The sequence below is a fragment of the Bacillus sp. X1(2014) genome, from assembly GCF_007678255.1.
Genome location: NZ_VEED01000025.1, coordinates 38,548 through 51,568, shown reverse-complemented (window position 1 = coordinate 51,568; position 13,021 = coordinate 38,548). Strand labels below are relative to the sequence as shown.

General features: G+C 39.4%; 13 protein-coding genes. All 13 read right to left on the bottom strand.

All coding sequences use genetic code 11. The features are described from left to right. Nucleotides 1-385: 385 nt before the first annotated feature. On the bottom strand, nt 386-1,870 hold the full coding sequence (gene lysS / locus FS608_RS27035) for a lysine--tRNA ligase (protein WP_144555638.1): 1,485 nt from the start codon (nt 1,868-1,870) through the stop codon (nt 386-388). A 192-nt stretch (nt 1,871-2,062) separates the two neighbouring features. Next, the gene (gene dusB / locus FS608_RS27030; RefSeq protein WP_144555637.1) at nt 2,063-3,064 is read right to left on the bottom strand and encodes a tRNA dihydrouridine synthase DusB; all 1,002 of its coding nucleotides are present in this window, start codon (nt 3,062-3,064) and stop codon (nt 2,063-2,065) included. Between the two features lie 72 nt (nt 3,065-3,136). Beyond that, nucleotides 3,137-3,346 carry a helix-turn-helix domain-containing protein gene (locus FS608_RS27025; protein WP_144555636.1) on the bottom strand — a complete coding sequence of 70 codons (210 nt, stop codon included), beginning with the start codon at nt 3,344-3,346 and terminating at the stop codon, nt 3,137-3,139. Continuing rightward, nucleotides 3,298-3,825 (bottom strand): 2-amino-4-hydroxy-6-hydroxymethyldihydropteridine diphosphokinase, encoded by a 528-nt coding sequence (gene folK / locus FS608_RS27020; RefSeq protein WP_144555635.1) that lies wholly within the window; start codon nt 3,823-3,825, stop codon nt 3,298-3,300. Before folK ends, FS608_RS27025 begins: the two co-directional genes overlap by 49 nt. 2 nt (nt 3,826-3,827) lie before the next feature. After that, the gene (folB, locus tag FS608_RS27015; protein ID WP_144555634.1) at nt 3,828-4,187 is read right to left on the bottom strand and encodes a dihydroneopterin aldolase; all 360 of its coding nucleotides are present in this window, start codon (nt 4,185-4,187) and stop codon (nt 3,828-3,830) included. After that, nucleotides 4,180-5,022, bottom strand: a complete 843-nt coding sequence (gene folP, locus FS608_RS27010) for a dihydropteroate synthase (RefSeq protein WP_144555633.1) — start codon at nt 5,020-5,022, stop codon at nt 4,180-4,182. The genes folB and folP overlap by 8 nt, the downstream gene beginning before the upstream one ends. A 107-nt stretch (nt 5,023-5,129) precedes the next feature. After that, nucleotides 5,130-6,059, bottom strand: a complete 930-nt coding sequence (gene cysK / locus FS608_RS27005; protein ID WP_144555632.1) for a cysteine synthase A — start codon at nt 6,057-6,059, stop codon at nt 5,130-5,132. 158 nt (nt 6,060-6,217) lie between these two features. Further along, nucleotides 6,218-7,111 (bottom strand): peptidyl-prolyl cis-trans isomerase, encoded by an 894-nt coding sequence (locus FS608_RS27000; RefSeq protein ID WP_144555631.1) that lies wholly within the window; start codon nt 7,109-7,111, stop codon nt 6,218-6,220. A gap of 33 nt (nt 7,112-7,144) precedes the next feature. Further along, nucleotides 7,145-8,023, bottom strand: a complete 879-nt coding sequence (gene hslO / locus FS608_RS26995) for an Hsp33 family molecular chaperone HslO (protein ID WP_144555630.1) — start codon at nt 8,021-8,023, stop codon at nt 7,145-7,147. A gap of 21 nt (nt 8,024-8,044) precedes the next feature. Next, nucleotides 8,045-8,824: a type III pantothenate kinase gene (locus tag FS608_RS26990; RefSeq protein WP_144555629.1), complete on the bottom strand. Its 780-nt coding sequence runs from the start codon at nt 8,822-8,824 to the stop codon at nt 8,045-8,047. 109 nt (nt 8,825-8,933) lie between these two features. Next, a complete protein-coding gene (gene ftsH, locus FS608_RS26985; RefSeq protein WP_144555628.1) occupies nt 8,934-10,871 on the bottom strand; it encodes an ATP-dependent zinc metalloprotease FtsH in 1,938 nt (645 codons plus the stop codon). 117 nt (nt 10,872-10,988) lie between these two features. Further along, entirely contained in the window at nt 10,989-11,534 is a 546-nt protein-coding gene (gene hpt / locus FS608_RS26980; RefSeq protein ID WP_144555627.1) for a hypoxanthine phosphoribosyltransferase, read from the bottom strand. Nucleotides 11,535-11,558: 24 nt separating this feature from the next. Further along, nucleotides 11,559-12,944, bottom strand: coding sequence for a tRNA lysidine(34) synthetase TilS (gene tilS, locus FS608_RS26975; protein WP_144555626.1), 1,386 nt, complete (start codon nt 12,942-12,944; stop codon nt 11,559-11,561). Nucleotides 12,945-13,021 lie beyond the last annotated feature (77 nt).

The window sequence follows — 13,021 nt, the reverse complement described above, 5'->3', positions numbered from 1 at the left end:
CGTTCGTCCTGAGCCAGGATCAAACTCTCCAAGAAAGTTGATTAGCTCATTTGTTACGTTGGCTTAGTTTCTTAAAAAGAAACTAAAATTTATTGTTTGTTTGCACGATTTTGTTTGTTTAGTTTTCAAAGATCAATTACTCAATCGCCTTAAAGCGACTTTATTATCTTACCAAGTTATCAATAGAATGTCAACAACTTTTTAAATTCTTTTTTTGATAACCACCATTGCCTCGCAGCAACAGATATTAATATACCACCATTCGAGATTAGGTGCAATAGTATTTTATTATTTTTTCTCCAAATTTCCAAAGTAATAATATTCAAACTCTTCATAGGCTTCGTCATAAAAAAAAGTGCCAATGAAATGGCACTTTTTTAAAAGACTATTTATGACGCATAAGCGGGAATAATAGTACGTCACGGATAGATGGGGAATTAGTAAGCAGCATAACTAAGCGGTCTATTCCAATTCCTAATCCTCCTGTAGGCGGCATACCATATTCTAAAGCTTCAACGAAGTCGTCATCCATCATATGGGCTTCGTCATTTCCTTGTTCACGTTCTTTTAATTGCGCTTCAAACCGTTCTCTTTGATCAATCGGATCATTCAGCTCTGTAAATGCGTTCGCATGTTCACGAGCGACAATGAATAATTCAAAACGGTCTGTGAATCTTGGGTCCTCATCATTTTTCTTCGCAAGCGGCGAGATCTCTACTGGATGCCCGTAAATAAAAGTAGGCTGAATTAACTTTTCCTCTACTTTTTGCTCGAAGAATTCATTAACAATATGACCATAAAGCATGTTGTTATTAATTTCAACACCGTGTTCTTTTGCAAGCTCACGAGCTTCTTCTACACTCATCTCGTTCCAGAAGTCTGCACCAGTGTATTCTTTGATAGCATCTACCATGTGAAGTCTTTTCCACTCAGGTTTAAGGTCTACCTCATAATCGCCATATTGGACAGTCGTTGAACCAACTACTTCTTGAGCAATATGAGCAATTAGATTTTCCGTCAAACTCATGATATCACGGTAATCTGCATAAGCCTCATAAAGTTCAATCATTGTGAATTCAGGATTGTGACGGGTAGAGACACCTTCATTCCGGAAAACACGGCCAATTTCATAAACCTTTTCTAGACCGCCGACAATCAAGCGTTTTAAGTGGAGCTCAATCGCAATCCTCATAAATAATGGCATATCAAGAGCGTTGTGGTGTGTTATGAATGGACGTGCAGATGCTCCACCAGCGATAGAATGCATCATTGGTGTTTCAACTTCTAAATAGCCGTGGTCATCTAAATAACGGCGCATTGATTGAATAATACGGCTTCTTGAAATAAAAGTTGCCTTACTTTCTTGACTCATAATTAAGTCTAAATAACGTTGACGGTAGCGCTGTTCAACATCTTTTAGTCCATGGAATTTATCAGGGAGCGGGCGTAACGCTTTTGTTAAAAACACAAAGTCTTCTACTTTAACAGATAGTTCGCCTACTTTTGTTTTAAATAATGTACCAGTTACTCCAATGATGTCTCCAAGATCTGAAGAATCGAATAGTTTATAGTTTTCCTCGCCGACTGCATCTTGGCGAACATAGACTTGAATTTGACCTGTTAAATCTTGAAGATGTGCAAAGCCCGCTTTTCCTTTTCCGCGCTTTGTCATAATACGGCCTGCTAAAGAAACAGCAACATTTTTTGCTTCTAGCTCTTCTTTTTCTAATTCAGCATATTGCTCAACTAATTCCTTTGTGTTGTGTGAGCGGTCAAAACGTTTTCCGAATGGATCTAAACCATTTTCACGCATGGTATTCATTTTTTCACGTCTGACCATTAATTGGTCATTTAAATCTTCCTGACTCATAATATTCACTCCAATAATCTTTTATTATGTAAAATGCTATAAATAAGGCGATCCCATTTTTCTACATACTTTATTATTTTACACAAACTTATACTTTCAGACATCAAAAAAGATGTTAATAAAATAAAAACTGCCAGTTTTTTCACTGGCAGCATCCAAATTAGTATAGAAAAGACACTTTAAGTGACAAGTTTATCCTACAATTAACTGACTTTGTTCTAATGCTTCCACTTCTGTGACCAATTCATTTAATACTGTTACTAATTGATTTCTAGTCTCACATTCATTAATAGCATTACGAACTTTAGCGTTGCCGCGCACCCCTTTTAAATACCAGGCTGCATGCTTGCGCATTTCACGAACCGCAATATATTCATCTTTTAGCGCGATTAAGCGGTCAAGATGAAGGATGCATACATCAATCTTTTCACTAACCGTTGGTTGAGGCATTAAAATACCCGTTTCTAAATATTGAACGGTGCGGTAGATCATCCACGGGTCACCTAAAGCCGCTCTTCCGATCATTACCCCATCTACACCAGTTTCTTCAAGCATACGCTTGGCATCTTGCGGTGTCAAAATATCACCATTTCCTATTAGCGGAATATTAAGGTTTTGCTTTACTTCACGAATAATATCCCAGTTAGCTTTTCCCTCATACATCTGAACACGCGTTCGACCATGCAAGGAAACAGCCTTTCCTCCTGCACGTTCTACGGCCTGAGCATTTTTTACGGCAAAAATATGCTCATCATCCCAGCCCATCCGCATTTTTACAGTTACAGGTTTTTCGACCTCCGCTACCACCGCAGAAACCATCTCGTAAATTTTATTTGGGTCAAGCAGCCACTTCGCCCCAGCATCACATTTTGTAATTTTTGGAACAGGACAACCCATATTAATATCAATAATATCAGCGTTGGTATTCTGATCAACAAATTTAGCCGCTTGGACTAGTGTTTCTTTCTCACCACCAAAGATTTGCAAGCTTAACGGTTTTTCACGCTCATCGATATAAAGCATATTCATTGTTTTCTCATTTTTAAGAACGATCCCTTTATCACTTACCATCTCTGCACAAACCAAACCAGCACCGAACTCTTTTACCGTTAAACGGAATGCCGAGTTACATACTCCGGCCATCGGGGCCAGGACTACTGGATTCTTCATTTCAATATCGCCAATCTTTAACATGAATCCACCTCCAATTCTTCTTGTAATGATTCATGAGTTTTACTTAGACTACAATCTAGAGCAGCGCCAGCTTTATAAGTCTTTCGGCTTTAAGTCATCTATTGTGATTTTTAAAGAATTCGCAATCCTTTCCAGTAAATCAGTGGCAGGAAGGCGGTTTCCTCTTTCAATTTCGCCTAAAATCGATACGGATACACCTAGTTCCTTCGAAAAACCTTCTTGTGTAAAGCCCTTTAACTTCCGATAGGCTCGAATACGTCTTCCCCATTTTTCCGCTTCCATATTCGGACTCCTTCTTTATTTGGTAATTCTTCTAATGATGCCTTGAGTAATTTATTTATCTCCGAACATTTCTTGTCCTGATAGATTTCTAAAAGTGGAATAATTACAAACGCTCGCTCTAACATCCTTGGATGTGGAACAATAAGCTTCTCGCTTTGAATATTTTCTTGGTTAAAGGTAAGAATGTCAAGGTCTATTGTCCGCGGACCCCATATTATCTCCCTTTTTCTTCCAAGTTCTAATTCGATTTCTAAACATAAATCTAATAAATCCATTGAACTAAAGGCCGTCTGAATCTCAATTACCATATTCAAAAATAAATCTTGGTCTTCATAGCCAATCGGATCCGTCTCATAAATAGAGGAGTAATTTACCAAATGAATTCCAGAATAACTTGTTAATCTTTTGATCGCCTTCGTTATATTATCATAACGGTTTCCCATGTTCGAGCCAAGGGCAATAAATGCTGTGTTTTCCACTTTTATCTTCTCCTTGTAATTTCTACTGCAACGGAGCGGTAATGACCTGGAATGGGCGGATCTGGTTTAATCACTTTAACAGTTACTTCAGATATAAGCGGGAAGCCTGTCAGCACACCTGCTGCAATTCTCTCTGCCACTGCCTCGACTAATTTAAAAGGTGGACCCTCCATTATCTCTTTGCAAACTTGGTATAGTTCCGCATAATTCACTGAGAATTCCAGATTATCCGTTTCGCCTGCCTTTTTTAAATCAATAGCAACTGATAAGTCGACGGCAAAACGCTGTCCCAACCGAGTCTCTTCTGAAAACACACCATGGTACCCGTAAAACTCCATTCTATTGACGTAGATTTTATCCAATCGTTTCACCCTTTCCCATCAGGGCATCCATCATTTTAGCCATTCTGCTCATTTCTTTCACATCGTGAACACGGACTATATGGCAGCCCTTTTGGATTCCGAAACAGACGGTTGCTCCTGTACCTTCCATTCTTTCATGAACAGGGAGATCTAATGCTTGTCCAATCATCGATTTTTTGGAAGTTCCTAATAACACGGGATAACCTAACTTAACAAACGTATCTAAATTCTGCATGGTTAGCAGATTTTCTTTATAATCCCTAGCAAAACCGATACCAGGGTCGAGGATAATCTGTTCATCCTTCACTCCCGCCTTTTTAACGATGGCTATACTTTCATAGAGGTCATTGATAACATCTCTCATAAATACCTGGTAGTTTCTCTCCTGACGATTATGCATAAGTACAATCGGAACACCGTAGTCAGCTGCCACTTGTCCCATCTTTTCATCTGCTTTTGCCCCCCATACATCATTGATGATATGAGCTCCAGCTTCTATTGACTGCTTCGCCACTTCAGCTTTATACGTATCAATCGAGATCGGAACTTGCACTTGTTCAGAAATTGCCCTTATGATCGGAATCACCCTCTCGAGCTCTTCCTCAGCAGGTACGGCTGCAAAGCCTGGCCGTGTCGATTCCCCGCCGATATCAATTATATCCGCACCATTTGCCACCATTTCTTTTGCTCGTTTAACAGCCAATTCAACCTGGTTGAATTTCCCGCCATCCGAAAAGGAATCTGGAGTTGCATTTAAAATGCCCATAATCATGGTCTTTTTACTACAATCCAAGGTATATGGTCCACATTGGATGAGTTCTTGAGATGTATTCATACCTTTTCCTCCTATCCAGCCTTTTTTACTCCCCTTATCATACATGAAATTCTAAATGGTTTACAAAAAAAAGAAGCATCGGCAAAGCCGACGCCACTCATTAATTATTATTCAGCATCGTATTGGTAAAGTACGGTACTTAAATAACGTTCGCCATTATCAGGAATAATTGCTAGTACCTTTTTACCTTTACCTAATTTCTTAGCAACTTCTAATGCTGCGTGAATTGCTGCTCCTGAAGAAATTCCTCCAAGAATTCCTTCTTCTCTTGCTGCACGTCTTGACGCGGCAAAAGCTTCTTCGGTACCAACTTGGATCACTTCATCATAAATGTCAGTATTTAAAGTTTCAGGAACAAATCCTGCACCAAGACCTTGAAGTTTATGTGGACCAGGAGCACCACCTGAAAGAACTGGTGAATCTGTTGGTTCAATTGCATAGATTTTAATTTCAGGGAATGTTTCGCGAAGAACACTTCCTGCACCTGAGATTGTTCCTCCGGTACCAATTCCAGAAACAAATGCATCTAATTGTTCCATTTGTTCAGCAATTTCTTTACCTGTTGTTCTTCTATGAACTTCAGGGTTTGCTTGGTTTTTAAATTGTTGCGGCAAGAAATAGCCATGTTCCTTAACAAGCTCTTCAGCCTTAGCAATCGCACCCTTCATACCCGCTGGACCAGGTGTTAATACTAGTTCAGCACCATAAGCACGAAGGAGGTTCCGTCTTTCCAAACTCATCGTTTCAGGCATAACAAACACGGCTTTGTAACCTTTTGCTGCAGCAATCATCGCAAGCCCAATTCCAGTATTTCCGCTTGTAGGCTCAATAATGGTATCGACACCTGGTTTGATTAACCCTTGCTCTTCTGCCGCTTCAATCATAGCTAAAGCGATACGATCCTTTACACTGCTGCCTGGGTTAAAATATTCTAGTTTTAAATAAACCTCAGCACTATTTTCATCTACTAATCTGTTTAATTTAACAATTGGCGTTTGGCCGACTAATTCGGCAACTGAATTTGCAACACGAACCATTAAGAGCACCCCTATTCCGAGTAAATTGATTGGATTTATATCATTAAATTTACCAGTTCTATACTAGGTTTGTCAATCGTTTTGTTTGCGTATTTTTACAATATTTAAACATTTATACACTTGCTATTTAAAAAAAGCACAGATTTGTATCCTGTGCTTTAGTTCCCTTTATGACCATAGAACCATTCGACCTTCGCATCATCCCAAAAGGTAGTTGCAGAAGCCGGTGATTTCATTTGTTCAAGAGCGATTTGCCGGCGAATTTGCTCTTTTACATCTTCAAAAGAATATTTCTTCCCACGGATCTTTCCGCCTAGCTTAAGGATAGCATAGCCTTCTTTTACTTTAACAGGCATACTGTAGGCACCTATCTTTAGTTCTTTAGCTACTTCAATATATTGACCGGGATACCGCTCATCCCCCACACTCATATAACCAATATCTCCGCCCTCATTAGCAGAAAACTCATCAATGGATCGTTCCATGGCTAAGGTTGAAAAATTAGAGCCTTGGGCCAACTCTTGCATCGCTTTGTCTGCCTCTTCCTGTGTAGGGACAACAATATGTGATAAATGATAAGCAGATGGTAAATCAAAAAGGTCTCTATTTTTCTGATAATAGCTTTCCAGTTCACCGGTTGAAATTTCAACATCTTTTGTTAATAGTTCCTCTAACAAAAGGTTACTGCGGATTTGTTCCTTCCACTTTTTTTCATTCTTACTATTTTGTTTAGTAAATGAATTCGCGGTGGATTGCAGCATTCTAAATTCGCGGTCGACATCCTGGCTGGATACGTTAATATGATATTTTGCCGCCATTTCTTCAATGACCTTTTGGTCAACCATTTCCTTTAAGACATCTTTTCCATACCTAGATTCCAGCTCATAAAGCCAATCTTGCCGCAAAATCGTCTTTTTTCCAATGGTAGCTACTGTCTCTTCATTTCCTAAGGTACTACCTGCTGTATTTGCCTTTGAAAGAAAAAAAGCGATCGTAAGGCAATTCATCAATATCAGGGCCGCAATCACCAGCCAAAGCTGCTTCCTTCCCAACCTCTCTCCCCCAATCAGAAAGCGAAGCACCTGTTATTTTGCTTCCTTTTTTAGCTCTTCTAATTCCTCACTTGTAAAAAGGTATTTCTCATTGCAAAAATGACAATGTGCCTCGGCCTGACCATCTTCTTCAATCATTGCCGTAATCTCTGCCGCTCCTAAGCCGACAATGGCATTTGCAAACCGTTCTTTAGAGCAATTACAGACAAACCCCACCGGCATCGTTTCTAACACCTTTACCTGCTCTTTTCCAAAAAGCTCTTCGAGAATTTGCTCTGGTGTTAGTCCACGTTCAATTAATTTAGAGATTGGCTCAATCGTTTTTAACCGTTCCTCCATTTTTGAAATGATTGGCTCTGGTGTGCCCGGCATTAATTGAAAAATAAATCCGCCTGCTGCTAGGATCGTATCATCTGGGTTCACTAGAACACCTACACCGACGGAAGACGGAACCTGCTCAGAAGTAGCAAAATAATAAGTAAAATCCTCACCTAATTCACCAGATACTAGCGGTACTTGTCCAGAAAAAAAATCACGCAATCCTGTATCTTTGACGACAGCTAACACACCGTCTGTTCCAACGGCACGACGGACATCAAGCTTTCCGTGTTCATTCGATTCGAAATCCACCTCTGGGTTAGTTACATAGCCTCGAACTTCCCCTTTGGCATTACTATCGACAACAATCGGTCCTAGTGGGCCGCCGCCATTAATTTTTATCGTTAATTTATCTTCACCTTTGAGCATTGCCCCCATTATTACTCCTGCGGTCAACGTCCTGCCCAATGCAGCAGAAGCTGTCCGCCATGTCTGATGGCGTCTTTGTGCCTCAGTAACAGTTTCTGTTGTTCGAACGGCAAAGGCTCGAATATTTCCATCATATGCAAGTGCTTTAACAAGATAATCTTTCATTGGTAAACCCCTTTCTAGCTGTTATTCCTTAGGTTGTCCTATGTTCCTTTTATAGATAAGCTGTAAACCTTTTAAAGTTAAAAATGGATCAACAATATCAATTATGGTTGATTCTTGAGCAATTAAATTTGCTAAACCCCCTGTCGCAATAACGGTTGGCTTTTTATCCCCTTGCTCCATCATCCGCTTGACAATTCCTTCTACTTGACCGACATATCCATAAACAATTCCTGCCTGCATTGCTGCCACTGTATTTTTCCCGATTACCCCTTCAGGTCTGGCAATTTCTATCCTCGGCAGTTTTGAAGCCCGTGAATACAACGCCTCCGTTGAAATACCCACTCCTGGAGCAATAGCACCACCCATGTATTGACGTTCCTCATTCACGTAACAATAGGTTGTCGCTGTTCCAAAATCGACGATAATTAGCGGACTGCCATACTCATGAATGGCAGCAACAGCATTGACGATTCGGTCAGCGCCAACTTCTCTAGGGTTTTCATATTTAATATTCAGACCTGTTTTAATCCCTGGTCCAACCACAAACGGCTTAATGTGAAAATACTTTAGGCACATTCTTTCAAGCGCAAACATGATTGGTGGAACAACTGAAGAAATAATGATCCCGTCAATGTCTGAAAAAGAGAGTCCTGCATGATCAAACAAAGCTTTAATGTTCATTCCAAACTCATCTTCCGTGCGGTTTCTATTTGTTTCAACACGCCAATGATATTTAAGCTCCTCACCATCATATACACCTAAAACAATATTGGTATTTCCTACATCAAATACGAAAATCAAATCTATCACTCACTTTTCAGATTATTCTCTTCTTTACTGAAAACATAATACCATATATTTGTTTAATCATGAAAAAAAGAGTGCTTCAGCGAAGCACTCTTTACAACATTTATTGATTATCTAATTCATCAGAAGGATTCTGAGGGTCAACCTCATCCTTTTTCTTATTGATATTGACCTTCACATCTTCTGTCTTTTTCGGGCCAATTTTAACAGCTTCTAAAGTTTGATTAGGCGCTGGCATATGGCCATGATCCACCAAGAATTTAATCTGTTCAGCCACAAGAGTTTCCACTTCAAGCAATGTTTTCGCAATGAGATCAAGCTTATCACGATTTTCAGTAAGTATAACTCTAGCTCTTTCATAACATTCTTTAATAATGCGTTGAACTTCCAAGTCGATTTCGTAAGCAATCGCATCAGAATAATTTTGTTCATTATGAATGTCACGGCCTAAGAATACCTGACCGCCCGAACCTTGACCAAACTGAAGTGGTCCAAGTTTATCACTCATACCATATTCAGTTACCATCTTTCGAGCAATTCCCGTAGCACGTTGGAAGTCATTATGTGCCCCTGTACTTACTTCACCAAAGACAATCTCTTCGGCAACACGACCGCCTAATAACCCAACAATCTTATCAAGCAACTCTGGCTTCGTCATAAAGTAACGATCTTCTCTAGGAAGCATGACAGCATATCCGCCTGCTTGACCACGAGGTACAATGGTAACCTTGTGGACCATGTCCGCCTCATCGAGCACTAAACCGATCACTGTATGACCGCCCTCATGGAAGGCAACAATATTACGTTCTTTTTCAGAAATCACCCGGCTCTTTTTAGCTGGTCCGGCAATAACACGGTCTGTTGCTTCATCGATATCTTCCATATCAATTTTCTTCTTACTGCTTCGAGCTGCAACTAATGCTGCCTCATTCAATAAGTTCTCTAAATCTGCACCAGAGAATCCTGGTGTACGCATCGCAATATTTTTCAAATTAACAGATTCATCTAATGGTTTATTACGTGCATGTACTTTAAGGACTGCTTCACGTCCAACAACATCCGGACGGTCAACAGTAATTTGCCGGTCAAAACGACCTGGACGTAATAACGCAGGATCTAGAATATCTGCACGGTTGGTAGCAGCAATAATGATAATTCCTTCGTTTGCCCCAAATCCGTCCATTTCAACAAGCAATTGGTTCAAGGTTTGCTCACGTTCATCGTGTCCGCCGCCTAAACCTGCGCCACGCTGACGTCCAACGGCATCAATTTCATCAATAAAGATAATACATGGTGCATTTTTCTTTGCATTTTCGAATAAATCACGGACACGGGAAGCCCCGACCCCAACAAACATTTCAACGAAATCAGAACCGCTGATTGAGAAAAACGGAACGCCTGCTTCACCTGCAGTAGCACGAGCAAGCAATGTCTTACCAGTACCAGGAGGTCCTACAAGAAGAACTCCTTTTGGAATCCGGGCACCCAATTCAGCAAATTTCCGTGGATCTTTTAAAAATTCTACAACTTCCACTAATTCTGCCTTTTCTTCATCCGCACCAGCTACATCTCTAAAACGCACCTTTTTCTTATCATCGTTATAAAGCTTCGCTTTGGATTTACCAAAGTTCATGACACGGCTGCCGCCGCCCTGTGCTTGGTTTAATAAGAAGAAGAATAAGATAAAGATAATTACAAACGGAATAATTGATGTAAAGAAAGTCACCCATCCGCTTGTTTCCTTTGCAGGCATTACTTCTACTTTTGAATCAGCTTTATTAATTTTGTTAATAATTTCTTCACTGTTCGGAACATACGTTATGAATTTTTTCTTCGATTCCAACTCACCACGGACTTCATAAACCCCGCGTTCAGGCTGCATCGAGAACGATTTTACATCGCCGCTTTCTAATTGAGTAACAAACTTATCATATGAAATATGATTTGTTTGCTCATTGCTTCCATTAAAGAAACTTACCACACCAATAATGACTAAAAATATCAATAAATAAAAGATGGTATTACGGAAAATCCGATTCATCTCTTACCTCCTCCCGCGATAGACAAACTATAGTAAATGGTATCATAGAAAATCTTACAAATTCAAGAAATTACACTTTGATAGGACTTACTATCTCCAAGTAAACGGTAAGGTCCCTTAGAGATTATTTGTGTATACTTCAGGTTTTAAGACGCCGATGTATGGAAGGTTTCGATATTTTTCTATATAATCCAAGCCATAACCGACAACAAATTCATCTGGTACAATAAAACCAACATAATCCGCTTGAATTGCACTTTTTCTGCCTGTTGGTTTATCAAGCAGTGTCACAATCTTGATGGATTTTGCTTTCCGATATTTAAACAAGTCAACCAAATAGCTAAGCGTTAAACCGCTGTCGATAATATCTTCGATAATAAGGATGTCTCTTCCTTCTACAGATGTATCTAAATCCTTAATTATTTTTACTTCTCCAGAAGAAACAAGTCCGGTTCCATAACTTGATACATCCATAAAATCCATTTCTAAATAGCAATCCATCCGTTTTAATAAATCACCCATAAACGGCATTGCACCCTTTAATACTCCAATAGCAAGCGGGAATTTATCATGGTACTCTTCCGTTAATTCTGCAGCCAGATTCCTGATTTTATCTTGAATCTCTTCTTCAGTTACTAGTACTTTTTCAATATCCTGTTTCATCTAAATGTGCCTCCTAGAAGATCCCTACTTTTGATATGTGAATAGTATATATTGTTTAGTATGGCAATCTATACCTTCAAATGAAGACTTTTTTAATCCTGGCAGCCAAATAATATTACCTTCTTTGTCAGTTAATACTGGCCACATATTTCGTTCGTGCATTGGTACTTTTTGATCAATAAATATAGACTTTAATTTTTTTGAACCATTCATTCCCTTGATCGTCATTCGATCGCCAATTTTTCTAGAACGAATAATAATTGGCCACTTTATCCTGCCTACACTAAACAAAGCAGTGTTTACATCTGCATCCGGAATTTCCTCCGTTACATATCTGCAATTAATTTCCCCGCCATTCGGCAAGTTAATCACAGCCGGCTCTTTCAATTCAAAATGATATGACGGTGCCTCATTCGATTGAAATTGGAATGTAAGGGAGTAGTAAGAACGGATAACTTTTAAACCATTAGGAAAATCAAGCTGACCTGATGGCCGTGGATGCTGGATTAACATAAATACTTGATCGATATGTACAGCAGATAAAGAAGTTGGTTTTTCTTTGTAAAGATAGTTTAATATTAGTTGAATCCCTCTCCTTTGTAAAGGTAAAGGCATTTGAAGAAACCGATGAATGTCAATGGTAATTTTGCACTCTTCCTTTTTTGTCATTACTGTATTCAGCTGCTGGACAGTTAATTCCTGAAGAAAGATTTCATCGTTGGTTAATTCCTCATTAAACCGTTGAAAATGTTCATGAACATGCGGGTTTTCTTTTTTTAAAAAGGGAATCACTTCTTTACGAAATCGATTTCTGCTATAAATTCCTTTTTCATTACTTGGATCTATTCTTGGGCTAAGGTGATGCCTTTGACAATAATCTACTATGTCAGCCCTTTCCAACCCTAAGAACGGACGAAAAATTGTTCCGCTGTAAAATGGGCGGATAAATGGAATGCCTGCGCGAGCAAGCCCCGTACTTCCCCTTGTTACTCTCATTAACATTGTTTCCATTTGATCATCGCCGTGATGTGCCAGCGCTAAAAATGGGTATTGATACTTTTCCATAATCTTTAAAAAAAACTCATACCTCACATCGCGTGCTGCAATTTGTGAACTTTTACCTGTTAATTCTATAATTTCCGGAACATTGACCTGAGTCATTTCAAACGGCACGTTATTCTGTTCACAAAATTTCTGAACAAAAATCGCATCCTCATAAGACTCCTGACCACGAAACATATGGTCTACATGGGCAACAACAAGAAGCATATCCTGCTTCTCCTTTTCCGCAAGCAGATAGTGCAGCAGCGCTAACGAATCCGGACCTCCCGAAACACCAATGACAATTTTTTTCGAGTTTAACCTAAATGCCTGGTGGTTTAGAAAAGTCTTGACCTTTGTTTCCAACATAATATTGCACTCTTCCTTAAAACAAAGTTTAGAACTTTTAACTAGTAAGAATAACCTTAGTCTACCACTTTTAAGAA

Bases quoted from the DNA above. Each gene is read 5' to 3' on its own strand.
- tilS (WP_144555626.1), bottom strand. From the start codon at position 12,944: ATGTTGGAAACAAAGGTCAAGACTTTTCTAAACCACCAGGCATTTAGG.
- ftsH (WP_144555628.1), bottom strand. From the start codon at position 10,871: ATGAATCGGATTTTCCGTAATACCATCTTTTATTTATTGATATTTTTA.
- dusB (WP_144555637.1), bottom strand. From the start codon at position 3,064: ATGTTAAAGATTGGCGATATTGAAATGAAGAATCCAGTAGTCCTGGCC.
- folP (WP_144555633.1), bottom strand. From the start codon at position 5,022: ATGAATACATCTCAAGAACTCATCCAATGTGGACCATATACCTTGGAT.
- lysS (WP_144555638.1), bottom strand. From the start codon at position 1,870: ATGAGTCAGGAAGATTTAAATGACCAATTAATGGTCAGACGTGAAAAA.
- cysK (WP_144555632.1), bottom strand. From the start codon at position 6,059: ATGGTTCGTGTTGCAAATTCAGTTGCCGAATTAGTCGGCCAAACGCCA.
- FS608_RS27025 (WP_144555636.1), bottom strand. From the start codon at position 3,346: ATGGAAGCGGAAAAATGGGGAAGACGTATTCGAGCCTATCGGAAGTTA.
- hpt (WP_144555627.1), bottom strand. From the start codon at position 11,534: ATGAAACAGGATATTGAAAAAGTACTAGTAACTGAAGAAGAGATTCAA.
- hslO (WP_144555630.1), bottom strand. From the start codon at position 8,023: ATGAAAGATTATCTTGTTAAAGCACTTGCATATGATGGAAATATTCGA.